Annotated in this window: 21 protein-coding genes; 6 read left to right on the plus strand and 15 right to left on the minus strand. The window is 55.9% G+C overall.

Features of this window, described 5'->3' with window-relative positions; genetic code table 11:
- Positions 1-4 precede the first annotated feature (4 nt).
- Positions 5-280: a putative hemolysin gene (locus tag Q3V30_RS10815; RefSeq protein ID WP_306205495.1), complete on the minus strand. Its 276-nt coding sequence runs from the start codon at positions 278-280 to the stop codon at positions 5-7.
- Between the two features lie 488 nt (positions 281-768).
- Between Q3V30_RS10815 and Q3V30_RS10820 the strand changes: the two genes are divergently transcribed.
- Complete coding sequence (locus tag Q3V30_RS10820) at positions 769-1,056, plus strand: putative quinol monooxygenase (RefSeq protein ID WP_306205497.1); 288 nt, start codon at positions 769-771, stop codon at positions 1,054-1,056.
- A gap of 67 nt (positions 1,057-1,123) precedes the next feature.
- Here the strand turns inward: Q3V30_RS10820 and dbpA are convergent, their stop codons facing one another.
- From dbpA to Q3V30_RS10845, 5 genes are all read right to left on the minus strand, one after another.
- Positions 1,124-2,503, minus strand: coding sequence for an ATP-dependent RNA helicase DbpA (gene dbpA / locus Q3V30_RS10825; RefSeq protein ID WP_306205498.1), 1,380 nt, complete (start codon positions 2,501-2,503; stop codon positions 1,124-1,126).
- A gap of 126 nt (positions 2,504-2,629) precedes the next feature.
- On the minus strand, positions 2,630-3,523 hold the full coding sequence (gene ttcA / locus Q3V30_RS10830) for a tRNA 2-thiocytidine(32) synthetase TtcA (RefSeq protein WP_306205500.1): 894 nt from the start codon (positions 3,521-3,523) through the stop codon (positions 2,630-2,632).
- 208 nt (positions 3,524-3,731) lie between these two features.
- A complete protein-coding gene (ynaL, locus tag Q3V30_RS10835; protein ID WP_306205502.1) occupies positions 3,732-3,887 on the minus strand; it encodes a proline-rich small protein YnaL in 156 nt (51 codons plus the stop codon).
- 268 nt (positions 3,888-4,155) lie between these two features.
- On the minus strand, positions 4,156-5,139 hold the full coding sequence (gene zntB, locus Q3V30_RS10840) for a zinc transporter ZntB (protein WP_306205504.1): 984 nt from the start codon (positions 5,137-5,139) through the stop codon (positions 4,156-4,158).
- 358 nt (positions 5,140-5,497) lie between these two features.
- Positions 5,498-5,830 carry a hypothetical protein gene (locus Q3V30_RS10845; protein ID WP_306205506.1) on the minus strand — a complete coding sequence of 111 codons (333 nt, stop codon included), beginning with the start codon at positions 5,828-5,830 and terminating at the stop codon, positions 5,498-5,500.
- Positions 5,831-5,893: 63 nt separating this feature from the next.
- Between Q3V30_RS10845 and Q3V30_RS10850 the strand changes: the two genes are divergently transcribed.
- The gene (locus Q3V30_RS10850) at positions 5,894-6,163 is read left to right on the plus strand and encodes a hypothetical protein (RefSeq protein WP_306205508.1); all 270 of its coding nucleotides are present in this window, start codon (positions 5,894-5,896) and stop codon (positions 6,161-6,163) included.
- 37 nt (positions 6,164-6,200) lie between these two features.
- Here the strand turns inward: Q3V30_RS10850 and Q3V30_RS10855 are convergent, their stop codons facing one another.
- Entirely contained in the window at positions 6,201-7,814 is a 1,614-nt protein-coding gene (locus Q3V30_RS10855) for a peptide ABC transporter substrate-binding protein (RefSeq protein WP_306205510.1), read from the minus strand.
- 173 nt (positions 7,815-7,987) lie between these two features.
- Between Q3V30_RS10855 and mpaA the strand changes: the two genes are divergently transcribed.
- Positions 7,988-8,695, plus strand: a complete 708-nt coding sequence (mpaA, locus tag Q3V30_RS10860) for a murein tripeptide amidase MpaA (protein WP_306205512.1) — start codon at positions 7,988-7,990, stop codon at positions 8,693-8,695.
- Here the strand turns inward: mpaA and ycjG are convergent.
- The gene (gene ycjG, locus Q3V30_RS10865; RefSeq protein WP_306205515.1) at positions 8,675-9,658 is read right to left on the minus strand and encodes an L-Ala-D/L-Glu epimerase; all 984 of its coding nucleotides are present in this window, start codon (positions 9,656-9,658) and stop codon (positions 8,675-8,677) included. The two genes, mpaA and ycjG, sit on opposite strands and share 21 nt — an antisense overlap.
- Before the next feature lie 162 nt (positions 9,659-9,820).
- On the opposite strand from ycjG, the gene tpx reads away from it, so the two are divergent.
- Positions 9,821-10,324 carry a thiol peroxidase gene (tpx, locus tag Q3V30_RS10870; protein WP_306205517.1) on the plus strand — a complete coding sequence of 168 codons (504 nt, stop codon included), beginning with the start codon at positions 9,821-9,823 and terminating at the stop codon, positions 10,322-10,324.
- Between the two features lie 66 nt (positions 10,325-10,390).
- On the opposite strand, the gene tyrR is transcribed toward tpx, so the two are convergent.
- From tyrR to pspA, 7 genes are all read right to left on the minus strand, one after another.
- The gene (gene tyrR, locus Q3V30_RS10875) at positions 10,391-11,962 is read right to left on the minus strand and encodes a transcriptional regulator TyrR (protein ID WP_306205518.1); all 1,572 of its coding nucleotides are present in this window, start codon (positions 11,960-11,962) and stop codon (positions 10,391-10,393) included.
- Between the two features lie 149 nt (positions 11,963-12,111).
- Positions 12,112-13,170, minus strand: coding sequence for a YcjF family protein (locus tag Q3V30_RS10880; RefSeq protein WP_306205519.1), 1,059 nt, complete (start codon positions 13,168-13,170; stop codon positions 12,112-12,114).
- Positions 13,167-14,564 carry a YcjX family GTP-binding protein gene (locus Q3V30_RS10885; RefSeq protein WP_306205521.1) on the minus strand — a complete coding sequence of 466 codons (1,398 nt, stop codon included), beginning with the start codon at positions 14,562-14,564 and terminating at the stop codon, positions 13,167-13,169. The genes Q3V30_RS10880 and Q3V30_RS10885 overlap by 4 nt, the downstream gene beginning before the upstream one ends.
- 81 nt (positions 14,565-14,645) lie before the next feature.
- The gene (gene pspD, locus Q3V30_RS10890; protein WP_306205523.1) at positions 14,646-14,870 is read right to left on the minus strand and encodes a phage shock protein PspD; all 225 of its coding nucleotides are present in this window, start codon (positions 14,868-14,870) and stop codon (positions 14,646-14,648) included.
- A gap of 54 nt (positions 14,871-14,924) precedes the next feature.
- A complete protein-coding gene (gene pspC / locus Q3V30_RS10895) occupies positions 14,925-15,290 on the minus strand; it encodes an envelope stress response membrane protein PspC (protein WP_306205525.1) in 366 nt (121 codons plus the stop codon).
- Positions 15,287-15,514, minus strand: a complete 228-nt coding sequence (gene pspB / locus Q3V30_RS10900; protein ID WP_306205527.1) for an envelope stress response membrane protein PspB — start codon at positions 15,512-15,514, stop codon at positions 15,287-15,289. The genes pspC and pspB overlap by 4 nt, the downstream gene beginning before the upstream one ends.
- A 66-nt stretch (positions 15,515-15,580) precedes the next feature.
- Positions 15,581-16,246, minus strand: a complete 666-nt coding sequence (gene pspA, locus Q3V30_RS10905; protein WP_306205529.1) for a phage shock protein PspA — start codon at positions 16,244-16,246, stop codon at positions 15,581-15,583.
- Between the two features lie 170 nt (positions 16,247-16,416).
- Here pspA and pspF point away from each other — a divergent pair, with 170 nt between their 5' ends.
- Positions 16,417-17,406: a phage shock protein operon transcriptional activator gene (gene pspF / locus Q3V30_RS10910; protein WP_306205531.1), complete on the plus strand. Its 990-nt coding sequence runs from the start codon at positions 16,417-16,419 to the stop codon at positions 17,404-17,406.
- 319 nt (positions 17,407-17,725) lie between these two features.
- Positions 17,726-19,348, plus strand: coding sequence for an ABC transporter substrate-binding protein SapA (gene sapA / locus Q3V30_RS10915; protein ID WP_306205533.1), 1,623 nt, complete (start codon positions 17,726-17,728; stop codon positions 19,346-19,348).
- Position 19,349 lies beyond the last annotated feature (1 nt).

A 19,349-nucleotide genomic window follows, 5' to 3' on the forward strand; every position in this document is an offset into this window, starting at 1 on the left:
GGTTTTAGCGGGCGCAGGTCCCGCCAGCCAGCGCGCTCTCGCCGCAGCGACGGCCGTTGGCTAACTGACACATGCCTACTGCACTGCCATCCAGCTGGCGGGAGAGAGCCAGGGTTCCCCCCGCACTGGCACAGGTGCTGGCGGCTAAATCTGACATCACAACATGCGGCGGCACGTGGGCGCTGGTTGCCTGTTGCGGCGGTTCGTTGTCGGTTTCACTGCTGCTGCAGGCGGACAGCAACAGCGCACAACCTACAAGCAGAAAGGTCGCTGCTTTCATCTCTTCTCCGGGAACGGTAATTATGCAGAAAGCCAGCATAGGCTACGAACTCAGGCGGGTCGAGAGCTGTCACGAATATTTACCAAATTAAAAGCCTTAAAATAGCAATAGTCCGGCGTCTCATTTTTTTAACCGTAAAAGGAAGCCTGTAAAACCCCTTCCTTTCAAATGGTTAAGACGCACTGCTTAATCCGTTCTTACTGACCCGGTGCAGAGAGTTAACCGCTGCATTTTGTGACATTGTCACGCCTAAGCCCTCTTTTCTCTGTTGTAAGAGGCGGGGTTATCTTAATTCCTGCCTTTTTTATCCCTCCCGGAGAAGAGACTACCTGAAGTGATCTGGCGTTTATGGCATGATGCCATCAGTGAGGTGCAACGGAAGACTCGTTCTGGCTGCCATAGCCTGCACGGTCTGACGCTGGCGCTATCCTGTCCGGTTACAGGGCCGATTTTCGGCCTGGATATGCAGAAACTAGAGGGAGAAGTCGATGAGCGATAAAACGATTATTATTGTGGCGAAATTTACCGCCAGGCCTGGCAAGGCTGATGAATTAAAGAAAGTGCTGAATCACGGCGTGAAGCCTGCCCGTGAGGAAGCGGGCTGCCTGCACTATGACCTCTACCGCAGCGTGGAGGATGGCAATGTCTTCCTGTTTCATGAAACCTGGCGCAATGCCGAAGCGGTTGAGATCCATGGTGGCCAGCCGCATTTCCAGACGCTGATGGCCGATGCAGAGCCCCTTCTGGCCAAACCGCCGGAAGTCCATAAAATCTGAGCGCGCTGATAAGCTGATAAAAAAAGGCCAGACAAGCTGGCCTTTTCTCATTCTACAACAGGAAGGTTTATTTCACTAACCGTGCACGGCACGATTTCCCTTTGATTTTGACCTGCTGCAGCTGCTTCATCACCTGACGGGCGCTCTCCTGACGAATAGCGACGTAAGCCTGAGTCGGCGCGATATCAATCTTACCGATCATTTCACTACTTAATCCCGCTTCGCCAGTTAACGCGCCCAGAATATCTCCCGGGCGGATTTTCGCTTTTTTACCGCCATCCAGGCTCAGGGTGACCATCTCCGCCGGCAGCGGCTGCGAAGCCACAGACTTCAGCTCCGAGACGCTATGCCAGCTCAGCTTCTTCTGCAGATAATCTTCCAGCGCATGGGCACGGATCATCTCGTCAGGTGCAACCAGACTGATGGCGATCCCCTCTGCGCCCGCGCGGGCAGTACGACCAATGCGGTGGACATGCACTTCCGGATCAAAAGAGAGCTGGTAGTTCACCACCATCGCCAGCGCTTTAATATCAAGGCCACGCGCCGCAACGTCAGTTGCCACCAGCACCCGGCAGCTGCCGTTAGCGAAGCGAATAAGCACCTGGTCGCGGTCACGCTGCTCTAAATCGCCATGCAGCGCCAGCGCGCTGATATTCTCTTTTTCCAGCGCATAAGCAACGTCATCGCATTCCCGTCGGGTATTGCAGAACACCACGCATGATGAGGGCTTACGGTCGCTCAGCAAGCCGATAAGCGCCGTCAGCTTTTCGCGCGGACCCGCTTCATAAAAGCGCTGTTCAATGGCGGGGAGATCGGAGACCACATCGGTTTCAACGGTGACAGGGTCACGTTGCACCGACTGGCTGATTTGCGCAATATCCTGCGGCCAGGTTGCAGAGAACAACAGCGTCTGACGGGAGGCAGGAGAATAGCGAATAATCGCGTCGATATCTTCGCGGAAGCCCATTTCCAACATCCTGTCCGCTTCATCCAGCACCAGAGTAGTGATCTGACCTAACTGCAACGTTTCACGCTTCAGGTGATCAAGAATACGCCCGGGCGTCCCCACCACAATATGCGGCGCATGTACCAGCGAGTCACGCTGTGCACCCATGGGCTGACCGCCACACAAGGTTAAGATTTTTATATTTGCGGTAAAGCGCGCCAGACGACGCAGCTCTTTGGCTACCTGATCGGCCAGTTCACGCGTCGGGCACAGCACCAGCGACTGCGTGACAAACTGGCTGACATCAATGCGATGCAGCACGCCAAGACCGAATGCAGCGGTTTTGCCGCTGCCGGTTTTCGCCTGCGCGCGGACGTCTTTCCCTTCCAGTATGGCGGGCAGAGAAGCGGCCTGGATTGGGGTCATGGTGTGGTAGCCGAGCTCGTTCAGATTGTCGATCTGGCTGGCTGGCAGGGATGTCAGGGTTGAAAAAGCAGTCACAAATTACTCTCTGATAAAACCGGCGGGCGGAATGGCGCTGAGTGTAGCAGAAACCACGGTTTCCCGTTACTGCCGGGCAATTAACGGGAACACCGGCCTGGCCCAATGCCAGCCGGTGAGAAAGGGTTAAAGATTGGTTACGTCGATAAACAGGGATTTATCGATATTGGTGGAAGAGACGGTGGCTTCCGTAAAGGCGTACTCTTCCCGCTCACCTTCTCTTTCCAGCGGCAGGTTAACGAAATCGAACAGGTTGCGGTCCGCAAGCTGGCTGGGGCTGACGTTCTGAATCGATTTAAATACGCTCTCCACGCGGCCCGGCTCTTTTTTATCCCATTCGCTCAGCATCGCTTTGATCGCCTGGCGCTGCAGGTTCTCCTGGGAACCGCAAAGATTGCAGGGAATAATAGGGAACGCTTTATGTTCCGCATAGGCGATCAGGTCTTTTTCGCGACAGTAGGCCAGCGGGCGTATCACCACATTGCGGCCATCATCAGAGCGCAGTTTCGGCGGCATCGCTTTCATGCGCGCACCGTGGAAAATGTTCAGAAACAGCGTTTCCACGATATCGTCAAGATGATGGCCCAGCGCAATTTTGGTGGCGCCAATACGTTCAGCAAAGGAGTAGAGCGTACCACGGCGCAGCCTTGAACAGAGGCCGCAGGTGGTTTTCCCCTCAGGGATCTTCTCTTTCACCACTGAATAGGTGTCTTTATCCACGATGTAGTAAGGAATATTCAGACTTTCAAAATAGTCAGGAAGAATGTGCTCAGGGAAGCCCGGCTGCTTCTGATCCAGGTTTACGGCCACCACGTCGAAATGGATCGGCGCAACCTTCTTGAGATTCAGCAGAATATCGAGCATGGCGAAGGAGTCTTTGCCGCCGCTCATGCAGGCCATCACCACATCATTCTCTTCGATCATGTTGTAGTCGATGATGGCGTTGCCTACATTTCTCCGCAGACGTTTCTGCAGTTTATTGTATTCAAGGGATTCTTTTCTTGTATCTGTCTGATTCATAGCTACTTCTCGTGCCGCCAGGGGATGTGGATAGCGGGTGAAATCCTGTAATGCCGGGGAGTATACGGGTTTTTACGGCAGGTTGAAATATTCGGCGCTGGCGGGCAGCCTGTCGGAAGTAAGGTAATGCTGACGGTGTTGCGATATGAAAAGGGGACAATTCCCCTTTTCTGCCGGTTATGGCATTTACAGCACGATGAAATAACGACTACATATGAGGCGGCGGGTCGAGAATCGGATCCGGATCGCCGGGCGGCGGATCGGGCATCGGCTGCGGCGTCGGCATCGGGTCTGGAATGGGAAGCGGATCGGTGGGGATTGGGTCAGAGGCCCGCGTGATATCCATGATATTGGCAGTTAACATCTTTTCCTCCTCAGATAAAGCATGAACTTAAAGCATAGGCACCCGATCCATTGATGGCAAATGGGCAAAAAAAAGCCGGGAAAACCCGGCTGTTACGAATCAAATGTGCTATGCAGTAATTCAAAAAAAGGAAGTAAGACAATGTGGAGCGCAACGCCCATCGCTTGACGTTGCATTCACCTGCGGGAAAGAGTTTCCCGCATTATGGTGCTGAAAATATTGATTTTGGTCAGTTTCTGGAAGGGTTTTTCAATATTTCTTGCTTTGTTCACAACCATTTACGTCGTCTTAACCACCATGCAACACCCAGCACCAGTGCCACCAGCAGGAAGCAGAAAGTGCCAAAGCCATAGTGCCAGTTTCCGCCGGGGATGCCGCCCAGGTTCACGCCGAACAACCCGGTTAAAAATGTGGTGGGCAGAAAAACCATCGCCAGAAGCGACATGGTGTAAGTCCGGCGGTTCATCGCCTCGGCCATTACCGTGCTGATTTCATCAGCCAGCACTGCGGTTCTCGCCACGCTGGAATCCAGATCATCAAGCCCCCTGCCCAACCGGTCTGCCACCTCCTGCATGCGGCGACGATCGTCATCGCTCATCCATGGCAGCCGTTCGCTGGCTATCCTTGAAAACACATCTCGCTGAGGCGCCATGTAACGACGCATGATAATGAGCTGTTTACGGATCAGCGCGAGTTCGCCGCGAGGCGGCACCTGCTGATCCACTACGGCGTCTTCCAGATCGATAATTTTGTCGTGCAGCTCTTCAATAAATTCACTGGTATGGTCGTTGAGAGCGTCACAGACCTCTACCAGCCAGCTGCCGCCGTTAACTGGCCCGTTACCGTTTTGCAGGTCCGTCAGCACTTCATCAATTGCGAACACTTTACGCTGGCGCGTCGAGACAATCAGTTTGTCGTTAATGAATACCCGGATCACCACCAGCTGATCGGGGCGCGACTCGCTGTTGAGATTCACGCTACGCAGCGTAATCATGGTGCCATCGCCCAGGCGGCTGACGCGGGGACGCATGCTGTCGCCGCCCAGCGCATCGCGCACTGAATCGGGTATCAGCGGCGTGCTGGTGAGCCAGTCTGCACTTTCACGATGGGTGTAGTTAAGATGCAGCCAGCAGGGCCGATCGCAATTAATGACATCTTTGTCATCAATAGGGATTAAGCCACCCTTTCCATCCAGCTGGCAGGAGATAATGGCGTCTGAAATGTGTAAAGCTTTACCTGCAATAACGTCCACACCTGCTCCGCAATTAGCATAATCAATGTGATACAGTCTAGCCTGCTGCGGGTCTGATGCAAAATCAGGATGTTGAGGGTTCGGGATTAAATGCTCTCAATGTGTAACCGAACAGCGTTATACCCGGCGGCCGAAACTTCTTTTCTCGCCTCCGGAGTGAATGTCGGGCGATCGTAATCGTGGCCGCCCCGCTCTACGTCCTTTACCTGCGGCACCTGTTGCTGCTCTGCATAAGTCGGGTACATTTGCTCTGCTTCAAAGTCTTGAGCTGCTCTGCACAAGCCCGGTACATTTGCTCTGCTTCAAAGTCTTGAGCTGCTCTGCACAAGCCCGGTACATTTGCTCTGCTTCAAAGCCTTTAGCTGCTCTGCACAAGCCCGGTACATTTGCTCTGCTTAAGCGCTTTTAGCTGGCTCATCCGCTTATCCGCATGCTTCTGCGCAAGTCCCTTCGCCACACCGTTACCAATGCCAAAATCACCGATAACGCCTAAAACGGTCAGGCCATCAAACTCGCCGGTTTTATCAATTTGCGCCTGCACCCGATTCTGATCGGCGATTTCCGTTTCCACGGCGGAACAGTCCAGCGTGGAAGCCTGGACCTGACTGACGGCAGGAGAAGCAGGATACTGTTTTAACGCGCAGCCGGAGAGCAGCAGCGTAGTGGCAATCAGGCAAACGAGCTTCAGCATAGGGCACCTGTTCTGAAATAAGGACTATTAACAAAACCATTATCGGCGAAAAATAACGAATCGATGCGGCAAGCACTCAGGCACTTTGCTGGCTTATTGTTCAATTACCCGCCGGTAGAAGTGACCGGCAGCGTGATATCGCACTCAGGATTGGATCATGAAGTGATCGGCTACGTAATGCCGCACTCAGGATCGGATGATGAAAAGACCGGCCAGGTGATGCCGCAATCAGGATCGCATGATGAAGCGGCTGGCAGCGAGATGCAGTACTCAGGATCACAGGATGAAACCTGCCGGTTGATCCCCGGCAGGTCTGGTGAGGAGCAGGTTTAAGCATGGCTCTTACACTGTTGCTGAAAGCAGTAGAACCTTAGTGCTTGAGGATATAAAGCGTGCGGCTGTAGGCCACATCTTCAGCATTGGTTATCGGATAACCTTTTACCCACGGCTTGATCAGACGGCCATTGGTGTACTGATAGATCGGCGCAATCGGTACCTTTGCCGCAATGATCTGCTCAGCACGGTTGTAATCTTCATTACGCGCTTCAGCATTCGTTTCCCGGCTCGCTTTCTCCAAAATCGCATCATATTCCGCGCTTTTGAATCTGGCGATGTTACCGCTGTGGGTGGAGGTAAGCAGGCTCAGGAAGGTTGAAGGCTCGTTATAGTCCCCTACCCAGGAAGCGCGGATCACGTCGAAATTGCCGCTGTTGCGGCTGTCGATATAGGTTTTCCACTCCTGATTTTGCAGCTTAACGGTCACGCCCAGGTTCTTTTTCCACATCGAGGCGACTGCGATGGCAATCTTCTGGTTATTCTCAGAGCTGTTATAGAGCAGCGTTAAATTGAGCGGATGCGTCGGGCCGTAACCTGCCGCAGCCAGCAATCCTTTGGCCTGGAGATCAAGTTCCTCCTGTGAGTGCTGCTGCAGGAAGCCAGGCTTAGGCGTAAAGCCTGCGGTCACGTCTGCCGTGAAGTGCCAGGCGGGCTTTTCGCCGGTGCCCAGAACTTTCTCAGCGATAATTTTGCGGTCAATGCTCCAGGAGAGCGCCTGACGAACCCGCACGTCAGCCGTGGGGCCTTTGGTGGTGTTGAAAGCGTAATAATAGGTGCCCAGCTGATCGGGTGTGTAGACCTGACCGGGCAGATCTTTTTTCAGCATGCTGTACATGTTTTTCGGGAAGGATTCAGTGATATCGATATCATTGGCGCGATAGCGTTTAGTGGCGCTCGACTCTTCGTTGATCGGCATAAAGGTCACTTTAGTCAGCACGCTGTGGGCATTATCCCAGTAGTTTTCGTTGCGCACTAACACCAGTTTCTCATTCACCACACGCTCCTGAAGCTTGTAGGCGCCGTTGCCGACCAGGTTGCCCGGCTGCGTCCACTCCTTACCTGACGCCTCAAGCACTTTTTCCGGCACCGGATAAAGGCTGAAATTGGCGGTAAGGCTGACAAACCAGGGAACCGGCTTATCCAGCGTCACCTTCAGCCGGTGGTCATCCAGCGCCGTCACGCCAAGCCGATCGGGCTTCATCTCCCCTTTGGTAATCGCGCCTGCGTTCTGAATTCCCGCCAGCTCGGCGAACCAGGCAAAAGTCGACCCCACGGCTGGGTCTGTTAACCGGCGCCAGCTGTAAACGAAATCGTTCGCCGTAACGGGCTGACCATTCGACCACTTCGCCTCTTTGCGCAGCGTGAATATCCAGGTTTTATTGTCGGTAGTCTGCCACTGCGTGGCCACGCCGGGAATAATATTGCCTTTGGCATCCTGACTGGTCAGCCCTTCGAACAGATCGCGGATCACCTGTATTTCAGGCAATCCCACCGCTTTGGCGGGATCAAGCGAGGCTGGCTCATCCTTTATATGACGGACAATTTCCTGTTTTTCCGCCAGCTCCGTTCCGGGAGGAACCACCGCAGCAGAGAGAGAAGCGGTGACGGCCAGCGCCAGTAAACCCAGCGTAAAACGGTATTTGTTCATCAGGAGACCTCAGCAGCGTGACGAAAAACGGAGCAATATTCGGCACTTTAACGCAAAGAGTTGATAAATAAATAGCATTTTTCGCCCAGCCTGCCATAACGTGACGCAGGCACAGCTTTTGTTCATGCCGCTTTTACGCTAGCTTTAGGAAAACCCTTCAGGAGTGAACGAGCATGTCACCAATCCATCCGCGCCCCCTACGCGGCAAACTTGATGCAGTAAGCAAAGTCTACGGCACCTCGGTGTTGGGCGCACCGCTGTTATGGTTTCCCGCTCCTGCTGCGGATGAGGAGAGTGGCTTGATCCTGGCGGGTACACACGGTGACGAGACGGCGGCGGTGGTCACCCTTTCCTGCGCCATGCGCACGCTGCTGGAATCGCATCGTCGTCGTCATGTGGTGCTGGCTGTGAACCCGGACGGTTGCCAGCTGGGTCTGCGGGCTAATGCCCGTGGCGTGGATTTGAACCGCAACTTTCCTTCGGCTAACTGGCAGCCCGGTGAAACGGTCTACCGCTGGAACAGCGTGGCAGAGGAGCGGGATGTCCGCCTTTCCACCGGCGAAAAGTCCTGTTCAGAGCCGGAAACTCAGGCGCTCTGTTCGCTGATCCACACGCTGAAGCCTGGCTGGATTGTGACCTTCCACGAGCCGCTGGCTTGTATTGAAGATCCGCAAACCACGCCGCTGGGGCACTGGCTGGCGAAGAAAATGGATCTGCCGCTGGTGACCTCTGTGGGTTATGCCACCCCCGGCTCGTTTGGCAGCTGGTGTGCAGACCTGGCTGTTCCGGTGATCACCGCAGAGCTGCCGCCCATCTCCGCTGACGAGGCAACGGAGAAGTACCTCGGCGCGATGGTGGATCTACTGAACTGGCAGCCCTGAAAAGGTTATTTTCCCACAGCTGAACGGCAGCGCCGGGTCCGCATCCACCGCCAGCCAGGTTGGCCCGTCGAGATCGATAAAGCGGGCTGAATGCACTAACGGTAGCGCGGCCGCTATCGCTCTTGAGGTACAGAGCATGCAGCCGAGCATGACCTCAAATCCCGCTGCCCGGGCGGCCTGCGCCAGCGCCAGCGCTTCGGTCAGCCCGCCGGTTTTATCCAGCTTAATATTCACCATCTCATAGCGGCCTTTCAGCGCTGGCAGGCTCTCGCGCGTGTGGCAACTTTCATCTGCACAGATAGGCAGAGGATGAATGAAATTCGCCAGCATCGCGTCATCGCCTGCGGGCAGAGGCTGCTCCAGCATCGCCACTCCGAGGTCAGCCAGCAGCTGGCAGCGCGCAGCCAGCCCTTCGCCATGCCAGGACTCGTTGGCATCTACGATAAGCGTCGCGTCCGGTACCGCCGTTCTCACTGCCACCAGCCTTTCGGTGATCAGGGTGTTATCGAGTTTGATCTTGAGTAACCTGGCGCCATTTTCCCACAGCGCCAGCGCTGAGCTGGCCATCATTTCCGGCGTATCAATACTCACCGTCTGCGCCATCTCAATAGCTGCGGGTTGGCTGGTGGTGGTCAGATGCCACAGATCCGTTGCCTGCTTTCTGCTCTGCAGATCCCAGAGAGCGGAATCGATGGCATTTCGGGCCGCGCCGGCCGGAAGCGCCTGTTGCAGCTGCTCACGGGTCATCCCCTCTTCAAGCGGAGTAAACAGCGTGGCGATTTGTGCCAGCACCGAAGCTTCCGTTTCACCATAACGTGGATAGGGCGTACATTCCCCCACGCCACGAATGCCCTCCTCTTCCAGCTCAACCACGACCACACCTGCCTCCTTTCTTATGCCGCGGGCAATAGCAAAAGGGGTGTGCAGCGGCCAGGCTTCGGGATAAACCTTTACAGCTCTCATCAACAAATCCTTAGTAGCGAAAAGAAAGAAAAGCACACCCACAACATAGACTTGAGAAGCGGGTTTTGGCAATGCGCAGCGCTTTATGGAGGTTTTACTGTCTGTGTCTGCCAGCATGACATACACTCAATGCAGTGTTTACTGCGCTTATAAGGAAAACCTATGTCTCAGACAGTGAATTTTCAGGGCAACCCCGTTGCCGTTGCCGGTCAGCTTCCTGCACCAGGCGAGGCCGCTAAGCCTTTTACACTGGTCGCCAAAGATCTTTCAGAGGTGTCGCTTACTAACTATGCCGGTAAGCGTAAAGTGTTGAACATTTTTCCCAGCATTGACACCGGCGTTTGCGCCGCTTCCGTGCGCAAATTCAACCAGCTCGCCGGCGAAATGAACAATGCCGTGGTGCTCTGCATCTCCTCAGATTTGCCTTTTGCCCAGTCCCGCTTTTGTGGTTCAGACGGACTGAGCAACGTGGTCACGCTCTCCACGCTGCGCGGTAGCGATTTCAAGCAGGATTACGGCGTGGCGATTGCGGATGGCCCGTTAAAAGGGCTGGCAGCACGCGCGGTTGTGGTGCTGGATGAGAAAGATAACGTTCTTTACAGCCAGCTTGTGCCGGAGATCACCACCGAGCCTGATTATGAGGCGGCGCTGGCTGCCTTAAAATAGCCGCGTAAAGGGCGCTTTCGCCCTGAATAACTCTTTAGCAAGGGCGGAACCGGGTTCCGCCCTTTTCTATTTTGCTTCGTCGTCCGCTCTCTTCTGGCTCAGACCATATTCACGCAGCTTATTGGCGATGGCAGTGTGGGAGACGCCAAGACGTTTCGCCAGTTTGCGCGTGCTGGGATAGGAGAGATAAAGGCGGCTGAGAATCGATCGTTCAAACCGGCTGGTGATCTCATCCAGCGAACCTTCCATCACCTCCTCGCCCAGCGGTATATCCAGCGCAAACTCCGGCAGCGTAATGTCCTGAGGGCGCAGCTCATTCCCCTCCAGCTGCGTCAGCGCCCGGTAGAGCGTATTTTTCAGCTGACGGACATTGCCCGGCCAGGTATAGCGGCTCAGGAAGGCATTCAGCTGCGGAGAGAGCTTCGGCCGCACCAGCCCCTGCTCATCGGCAAAGCGCGCCACAAACATGTCGGTCAGCGGTAAAATATCCTGTGGCCGATCGCGAAGCGGCGGCAGATTCAGCGTCAGTACGTTCAGACGGTAAAACAGATCTTCACGGAACTCCCCCCGCTGAACCATTTCGGTAAGGTTTTTCTGCGTGGCGCAGATCACCCGTACATCCACATGCACCTCATGCTCCTCCCCAACCCGGCGGAAGGTGCCGTCGTTCAGGAAGCGCAGCAGCTTGGTTTGCATCCGTGGCGTCATCTCACCAATCTCATCCAGCAGCACGGATCCGCCGCTGGCCTGCTCGAAGAACCCTTTTTTGCCTTCCAGCGCGTTCGGATAGGCGCCCGCCGCATGACCAAACAGCTCGCTCTCCGCCACATCATCAGGCAGCGAGGCGCAGTTAAGGGCCAGGAACGGCTTTTTACCGCGCGCGCTGCGGAGATGGCAGGCCCGGGCCAGCATATCTTTGCCCGTGCCGGTATCGCCGACTATCAGCAGCGGCGCATCAAGCATCGCCAGCTTACGCGCCTGCTCCACTACCTGACGCATCTTCGGGTTCACCGCCACAATGTGCTGGAAATCGCTGTCATCGTTAACGGCCAGGTTTTGCAGCTGTTGCCCCATTCTGGCGGTAGATTTCAGCATCACCACTGCGCCAACGGGATTTTGCGCCTGCTCCTGCTCACCTGCCGCATAGATCGGGGTAATTTCCATTAAGAAGTCACGCCCCTGGATCACCACATGGTGAGCCTGAGCTTCAATACGCTCGCTCTCCAGCCAGCGCTGGAAATTAAAACCGCTGATTAATGTCCCCGCGCCGAAGCTGCGCATCTTCTCTTCATTCAGCGAGAAGAGAAGCTGAGCCGCGGGATTCGCCAGCTCCACTTTGCCTTTCATATCAATTGAGAAAACGGGTTCCGGTAACGCTACCAGCAAGGCGCTCAGCGCGCGGTGCTCGCGTTCCGAAGGAAGAAAGGCCACGGTTCTGACATCCGTTACGCTGGGAATACGGCGGATTTCCGCCATCAGCTGGCTGAACTGGTCAAATTCGACCGGGCTGAAGTTCAGGTAGATGCGCCCGATAGGGGCGATTTCAATTCCGCGCAGATCGATGCTGCGTTCAACCAGTAAATCGAGCAGTTCGCGGGTAAGACCAAGTCGGTCCTGGCAAAAAACTTCCAGACGCATAGCGGGGCAACCTTCCTTCATTTCGGGCGTGAAGTGATAATACGCTATCGCCGTGAGCGCCAGAAGTGCTCTGGAAGGAAAAGTTGACAGGAAGCGTGCTGATTGCGCACCAACCCGGCAATCCCGCAGGTCGGCGCGTAAATTTCCAGCTATTTATCCGCAGGCACCGCGCCTTTCTGCAGCGTTTCTTTAAGCTTCAAGATCAAATCGCGGCGGAAATCGCCCAGCCGCGGCTTGTCCCCTTCAATCCACGGCAAGGGACGACACAATTCCATGGTCTTGATCCCCAGACGAGCGGTGAGCAGTCCTGCTCCAATACCCTGTGCGGCACGGGCAGAGAAGCGCGCGGCGAGATCCTGGGACATCCAGTCCATGCCCACTTCCCGCACCAGCTCACTGGCCCCGGCGAAAGCGATGTTTAACATCACCAGCCGGAAAAGACGAATACGGCTGAAGTAACCTAACTCAATGCCGTAGATCGCCGCTATACGATTTATCAGCCGCAGGTTGCGCCAGGCTATAAAAGCCATATCCACCAGCGCCAGCGGGCTTACCGCAACCATCAGGGTCGATTCTGCCGCGCTGCGACCAATCTCACGCCGAGCCTGACGGTCCAGCACGGGTTGCACCAGCTGAGCATAAAGTCCGACAATTTCACGGTCATTATGGGTTTCATGCAGCGAAGCCTGCCAGCGTTGCAGCGCCGGATGACCCGGCTCAAGCCCCGCCTGCTTCGCCAGTTTTTCGCAGAACTCGCGTCCTCTGCCCATCCCGTGACTCTGCAGCAGCTCGCGTGCGACGTCCCGCTCTTCAGCACGCTCACGCAGCCGGTAGAGCCTGCGCCATTCGGCAATCAGCGAGCCCGCCCCGGCGACGACGATCAGGCCACCAGCCACGCAGCCGCCCATCGCTATCCAGTCCTGCTGGATCCAGGCGGTATGCGCCCACTGGACGCCCTGCGCCACCACGCTGATGCCCATCACGGCGAGGCCCAGCTTAACCATTTTGCGCCAGAGGCTGCGTTTCGGCCTTAGCGCTGCCTCAACGACGCGCTCACCCTCGCCCTCCTCCTCCGGTTGCAGCTCCGGCGCCTCTGGCACAAAAACGGCGCTCTGCTGTTCAAAAGCCTGCGCGGCTTTCAGAACCGGAATGTTTTCCGCCTCCAGCGGTCTGGCGAAGTCGATTCTTGGTTTGATGGGGGTAGTCATCGCAGTTTATCTCCCAGTAAAAACTCCAGCGCCGCGTCAAGGCGAATATGCGGCAGCGGACGGTCAACATCCAGATCCTGCGGCCGGAACTGCTCAAAGTGGAACCCCTGCTGCTGCCAGAATGCGCTGCCGGGCAGACGAGGCGGCACTTCGCCAGGATAGACGGTGAGCGGCTGATTATCCGCAAGGCGATGGCCCCGCAGAGCCGGGATCTTCTCTCCCTGATGATCCACCAGCCCGCTTTGCGTCGCCTGCACCGAGGCCAGCCCCAGGCAATCCATGGTAATGCCTTCAAAGGCTGCATTTTGCCACGCATCCTGCACCAGCTGCTGCAACAGCGAAACCAGATTGGCGTGCTGATCCGCTGTAACGTGGTCCGACTTGGTGGCGGCAAACAGCAGCTTATCGATCACGGGCGAAAACAGTCGGCGGAACAGCGTGCGCTGCCCGTAGGAGAAACTCTGCATCAGCTGCGTCAGCGCCAGGCGCATATCGTTGAAGGCCTGTGGGCCACTGTTCAGCGGCTGCAGGCAGTCCACCAGCACAATCTGGCGGTCAAAACGCAGGAAATAATTTTTGTAGAACCCCTTCACCACGTGCTGACAGTAGTAGTTGAACCTTGCCCGCAGCATGCCGATATTGCTGTTGGCATCCGCCTGGGCCAGGCGGCTTTCACTGCCTTCCGCAATCTGTGGCCAGGGGAAAAACTGCAGCGCCGGGGCGCCTGCCATATCGCCAGGCAGTACAAACCGCCCCGGCTGAATAAAGTGCAGGCCTTCCTGCTTACATTTTTGCAGATAGTCGGTCCAGGCGGCGGCGATCTCGCCCAGGCGATTTTCATCTGCCGGGGCCAGCGGATCGAGCCCTTCGCAGAGCTTTCGCCAGCGTTCAGACCAGGTCGCGCGGTCGCCCTGCAGCAGGCCCGTCATCTGTCGCGACCAGCCCAGATAGTCCTGAGCCAGCATGGGTAAATCGAGCAGCCATTCGCCAGGATAGTCGACGATCTCCAGATAGAGCGTGGAGGTCTCTTTAAAATGGCGGAGCAGCGATTCGCGGGGGCGGTAGCGCAGCGCCAGACGCATCTCGCTGACGCCGCGGGTTGGCGTCGGCCAGTCGGGCGGCGAGCCATAGAGCTGAGAGAGCCCTTCATCATAGGTGAAGCGCTGAATGCCCATATCCCGCTGCGGCACGCGCTTGACGCCCAGCAGGCGTTCTTCGCGAACCGCAGAGAACATCGGCAGCCGGGCACCGGAATTGACGTGAAGGAGTTGATTCACCAGGGAGGTAATAAAAGCGGTTTTTCCGCTGCGGCTGAGGCCAGTGACAGCAAGGCGAAGATGGCGGTCCGCGCCCCGATTCACCAGCGACAGCAATTCATTATGAAGTCGTTTCATGGGGTGTCGGCACCTTTTATTATTCTGTTTACTGCAGTTAACAAGAGGGCAAGTGTAGCAAATTAGAGCAAAAATAAGTTGTTAAGGTTTATTCCAACGCGCGGTCATACCGCGAAGCGCACGGCGTAAGAGCGGCTCCAGCGCCCAGGCAAGAAACAGTTTCAGTGGACGATGCGCAACCGATTTAACCGCCCAGCCCGCCACGCCGCCGGGGCCATAGGTCATGGCACCGATCAGGACAAATTTTCCCGCCTTCTTCAGCGTCGGCACGGCGTTACGTTTTATTGCACTCTGCCAGTGAGGCATAAGGGTGACTCCTGAAGTCGATGAGCGGCCCGCCTGCGAGCCTGCTCAGAGAAATTACAGCTGACGGAAACGGCTGCGAACGCTGAACGTTTCCGAGGTAACGTACCGCTCCATGTTGCGCAGGCTGGTTTCGCCACCGTTCAACTCACGGCTTAGCTTATCCAGCAGTTCATGGGCCGTTGGCGGCCTTTCACCGTTGTTCTGCAAATTATCGGGCATTTCATCCAGCACGAAGGCCAGCCCGAAATAGGCAATCAGCGTGAACATAAACAGACCAAAGAACATCGACAACACCACGATGACCCTGACCAGGCGTACCGGTATATCGAGATAATCCGCGATACCGGCACAAACGCCCTTCACTTTTCCACGCGCCGGGATGCGGTAAAGTTTTTTGCCTTTAATGGTCACTCCGCTCATGGCTGCCTCCAGTTCGGGTGCTCAGCATCCAGGATCTCTTCCAGAGCCTGAATGCGTTCACGCATCCGCCTGGCGTCCTGGGTCAGCTGCTGCAGGCGTTGCAGTTCACTTTGCGACAGTTCAGCGCCGCCGTTCTGACGGTTACTGTAATGAAGCCATAACCAGATCGGCGCCACAAACAGCACGAAGATGGTCAGGGGTATGGCCAGAAATAACGCGCTCATTCATTCTCCTTGAAATAGCTGGCTGGGTGGTTGAACAGGCATCCCGCAGGATGCCGGACGCAGGCATTACTCGCTGCGGTTCATTTTGGCTTTTAACGCTGCCAGCTGCTCACCGATTTCATCATCAGCCTGCAGGTCAGCAAATTCCTGATCCAGCGTTTTCTTTTTACCAAAGCTCTGGCTCTCAGCTTCCGCTTCCATATGGTCGATACGGCGTTCAAACGACTCGAAACGAGCCATCGCTTCATCAATTTTGCCGCTGTCGAGCTGGCGACGGACATCGCGTGAAGAAGAGGCAGCCTGATGACGTAAGGTCAGCGCCTGCTGGCGGGCACGGGTTTCGCTGAGTTTTTTCTCTAACTCACCAATTTCGCCCTTCATCCGCGTCAGCGTCTCTTCAACCTGCTCCACTTCCCTTTTCAGTGAAGCGATCAAATCGGTCAGTTTCTGTTTTTCAATCAGCGCAGCACGCGCCAGATCGTCTTTCTCTTTGCGCAGCGCCAGTTCCGCTTTTTCCTGCCACTCTGCCTGTTGAATTTCAGCCTGGTCGATACGGCGCACCAGCTGTTTCTTTTCAGCCAGCGCGCGGGCGGAGGTAGAGCGAACTTCCACCAGCGTGTCTTCCATCTCCTGGATCATCAGACGCACCAGCTTCTGTGGATCTTCTGCTTTCTCCAGCAGCGAATTGATGTTGGCGTTTACGATGTCGGCAAAGCGAGAAAAGATACCCATAATCAATGTCCTCTGACGTTATTAAAATGCGCGCAACAGTTGCGGCTACGGTAAAGACTGTTCAAAACGCGTGCCAACTTTTATCTTGCTGATTTTACTGAATTCCTTTTATTTACAGCAACAGGATAATTGGCTAAGGTGGCGTAATTAACTAACATCTGGTGAATTTCATGAGTGAAAATAACGATACGCTGCTCGGTGAGTCGAATAATTTTCTGGAAGTTCTGGAACAGGTCTCCCGGCTGGCGTCGCTGAACAAGCCGGTGTTGGTCACTGGCGAACGCGGCACAGGTAAAGAGCTGATCGCCAGCCGCCTGCACTATCTTTCCGATCGCTGGCAGGGTCCGTTTATTTCGCTGAACTGCGCGGCGCTGAATGAAAATCTGCTCGATTCAGAGCTGTTTGGCCATGAGGCGGGCGCTTTTACCGGCGCGCAGAAGCGCCATCTGGGCAGGTTTGAACGGGCAGATGGCGGCACGCTATTCCTTGATGAACTGGCCACCGCCCCGATGCTGGTGCAGGAAAAGCTCCTGCGGGTTATTGAGTATGGCCACCTGGAGCGCGTGGGCGGCAGCCAGCCGCTTCAGGTCAGCGTGCGGCTGGTTTGCGCCACTAATGACGATTTGCCTCTGCTGGCGCAGCAGGGGAAATTCCGCGCCGATCTGCTAGACCGCCTGGCTTTTGACGTTGTTCAGCTGCCGCCTCTGCGCGAACGCCGGAGCGATATCCTGGTGATGGCAGAGCATTTCGCTATCCAGATGTGCCGCGAGCTGGGACTGCAACTCTTCGCTGGTTTTTCAGCACAGGCAAAGCAGGTGCTGCTTGACTACCACTGGCCTGGCAACGTCCGTGAACTCAAAAACGTGGTGGAACGCTCCGTTTATCGTCACACCGAAAGCGAGCAGGAGCTGGACAGCATTATCATCAACCCTTTCCAGCGCCAGCAGCCTGTTGCTGAGAGTGACAGCCTGCAGAGATCTTCCCTGCCCACGCTGCCGCTGGATCTACGCCGCTGGCAGAATGAACAGGAAAAAGCACTGCTGGAGAAAAGTCTCGCCCAGGCGAGGTTTAATCAACGCCGTGCCGCAGAATTACTGGGAGTCACTTACCACCAGCTGCGTGCGATGCTGAAAAAGCATGGTGTGGCCGGCGATAGTTAAAACAGGCAAAAAAAAGCCCGCTCGAGGCGGGCTAAAAAAATACTGGAAGCAATGTGAGCAATGTCGTGCTCTTCTCCGGTAGAGCCACCGTTGAAGCGCAGGGGAATAATAATCATTCTCAGCGGCAGCTGTAAAGTGGTTTGTTGAGAATTTTTCTCATTACCATAACAACGCTGGGCCTATTCGGCGCAGCTCTGCGGTGACTTAAGGATCGGCGGTGCCGCTTTTCGCATGAAAAAAGCGCACTTAACCCGGCAAATTTTGGGCCGGACTCCAGAGTGCGGTACACTCTCACTATTGCCTGATATTCAGATGACTTATGCGCACACTATTCTCCTCGCTTTTACTGGGCGTCAGCCTGTTCAGCGCCTCAGCCTGGTCCGCCACGCCCGGCGATATTCGCCAGAGCGGCTTCGTCTATTGCGTTAACGGCGCGATTGCCACCTTTAATCCGCAGATGGCGAGCGGTGGGCTGGTGGTCGATACCCTGGCGGCCCAGCTATACGACCGCCTGCTGGATGTGGATCCCTATACCTACCGGCTGATCCCTGAGCTGGCTGAAAGCTGGGAAGTGCTGGATAACGGCGCGACCTACCGGTTCCATCTCCGGCATAATGTGCATTTCCAGAAGACGGCGTGGTTTTCCCCTACCCGCCCGCTGAATGCCGATGATGTGGTCTTCAGCTTTCAGCGGATTTTTGATCGCCAGTCAGCCTGGCATAATGTCAACGGCGGCAGCTATCCCTACTTCGACAGCCTGCAATTTCCTGATGCTGTCCAGAGCGTGAAGAAGCTGGACAAAGACACGGTCGAGATCCGGCTGCATAACCCGGACGCCTCCTTTCTCTGGCACATTGCCACCCATTACGCGCCGGTTCTTTCGGCTGAATATGCCGGTTTGCTGACCAAAACGGATCGTCAGGAGCAGATGGATCGCCAGCCTGTGGGCACCGGCCCGTTTATGCTGAGCGACTACCGGACCGGGCAATATATCCGCCTGGCGCGCAACCCCGATTACTGGAAAGGGCTGCCGCGAATGCCGCAGGTAGTGATCGATATGGGTGCGGGCGGCACGGGACGGCTCTCAAAACTGCTGACAGGGGAATGCGACGTGCTGGCCTATCCGGCCGCCAGCCAGATTTCGATTTTGCGGGATGACCCGCGTCTGCGTCTGACGCTGCGTCCCGGAATGAATATCGCCTACCTGGCCTTCAACACCCGCAAAGCCCCGCTGGATCGGGTTGAAGTGCGTCAGGCGCTGGCGCTGGCTATTAATAACGAACGCCTGATGGAGTCGATCTATTACGGTACGGCGGAGACGGCGGCCTCCATCCTTCCCCGCGCCTCCTGGGCTTATAATAATGATGCCCGGGTGACAGAATATAATCCGAAAAAATCGCGCGAGGAGCTGAAAGCGCTGGGCGTGGAGGATCTGAATCTCACGCTCTGGGTTCCCTCCGCGTCACAATCCTGGAACCCCAGCCCGCTGAAGACGGCGGAGCTGATCCAGGCTGACCTGGCCCAGGTGGGCGTCACGGTAAGCATTGTTTCCGTAGAGGGGCGTTTCCAGGAAGCGCGGCTGATGGAGATGAATCACGATATGACACTGACCGGCTGGGCCACCGACAGCAACGATCCGGACAGTTTTTTCCGTCCACTGTTGAGCTGCGCCGCGATTGGTTCACAGACCAACTATGCTCACTGGTGCGACGCCAGATTTGATGAGGTGCTGCACAAGGCGCTGCTCTCTCAACAGCTTGCCTCGCGGGTTGATTACTACGCTCAGGCGCAAAAGATGCTGGCAGAGTCGTTGCCGGTGCTGCCGCTGGCCTACTCGCTCCGTTTGCAGGCGTACCGCCACGATATCCAGGGGCTGGTACTCAGCCCGTTTGGTAATGCGTCATTTGCCGGTGTGCACCGCGAAAAAGGTGAGGTTAAGTAGT

The sequence above is a fragment of the Erwinia pyri genome, from assembly GCF_030758455.1.
In the GTDB taxonomy this organism is placed as follows: Bacteria; Pseudomonadota; Gammaproteobacteria; order Enterobacterales; family Enterobacteriaceae; genus Erwinia; species Erwinia pyri.

Excerpts from the sequence above, each read along its gene's own strand:
- Q3V30_RS10815 (WP_306205495.1), bottom strand. The coding sequence starts at position 280 with ATGAAAGCAGCGACCTTTCTGCTTGTAGGTTGTGCGCTGTTGCTGTCC.
- Q3V30_RS10820 (WP_306205497.1), top strand. The coding sequence starts at position 769 with ATGAGCGATAAAACGATTATTATTGTGGCGAAATTTACCGCCAGGCCT.
- ttcA (WP_306205500.1), bottom strand. The coding sequence starts at position 3,523 with ATGAATCAGACAGATACAAGAAAAGAATCCCTTGAATACAATAAACTG.
- ynaL (WP_306205502.1), bottom strand. The coding sequence starts at position 3,887 with ATGTTAACTGCCAATATCATGGATATCACGCGGGCCTCTGACCCAATC.
- Q3V30_RS10845 (WP_306205506.1), bottom strand. The coding sequence starts at position 5,830 with ATGCTGAAGCTCGTTTGCCTGATTGCCACTACGCTGCTGCTCTCCGGC.
- Q3V30_RS10850 (WP_306205508.1), top strand. The coding sequence starts at position 5,894 with ATGCGGCAAGCACTCAGGCACTTTGCTGGCTTATTGTTCAATTACCCG.
- Q3V30_RS10855 (WP_306205510.1), bottom strand. The coding sequence starts at position 7,814 with ATGAACAAATACCGTTTTACGCTGGGTTTACTGGCGCTGGCCGTCACC.
- mpaA (WP_306205512.1), top strand. The coding sequence starts at position 7,988 with ATGTCACCAATCCATCCGCGCCCCCTACGCGGCAAACTTGATGCAGTA.
- ycjG (WP_306205515.1), bottom strand. The coding sequence starts at position 9,658 with ATGAGAGCTGTAAAGGTTTATCCCGAAGCCTGGCCGCTGCACACCCCT.
- tpx (WP_306205517.1), top strand. The coding sequence starts at position 9,821 with ATGTCTCAGACAGTGAATTTTCAGGGCAACCCCGTTGCCGTTGCCGGT.
- tyrR (WP_306205518.1), bottom strand. The coding sequence starts at position 11,962 with ATGCGTCTGGAAGTTTTTTGCCAGGACCGACTTGGTCTTACCCGCGAA.
- Q3V30_RS10880 (WP_306205519.1), bottom strand. The coding sequence starts at position 13,170 with ATGACTACCCCCATCAAACCAAGAATCGACTTCGCCAGACCGCTGGAG.
- Q3V30_RS10885 (WP_306205521.1), bottom strand. The coding sequence starts at position 14,564 with ATGAAACGACTTCATAATGAATTGCTGTCGCTGGTGAATCGGGGCGCG.
- pspD (WP_306205523.1), bottom strand. The coding sequence starts at position 14,870 with ATGCCTCACTGGCAGAGTGCAATAAAACGTAACGCCGTGCCGACGCTG.
- pspC (WP_306205525.1), bottom strand. The coding sequence starts at position 15,290 with ATGAGCGGAGTGACCATTAAAGGCAAAAAACTTTACCGCATCCCGGCG.
- pspB (WP_306205527.1), bottom strand. The coding sequence starts at position 15,514 with ATGAGCGCGTTATTTCTGGCCATACCCCTGACCATCTTCGTGCTGTTT.
- pspA (WP_306205529.1), bottom strand. The coding sequence starts at position 16,246 with ATGGGTATCTTTTCTCGCTTTGCCGACATCGTAAACGCCAACATCAAT.
- pspF (WP_306205531.1), top strand. The coding sequence starts at position 16,417 with ATGAGTGAAAATAACGATACGCTGCTCGGTGAGTCGAATAATTTTCTG.
- sapA (WP_306205533.1), top strand. The coding sequence starts at position 17,726 with ATGCGCACACTATTCTCCTCGCTTTTACTGGGCGTCAGCCTGTTCAGC.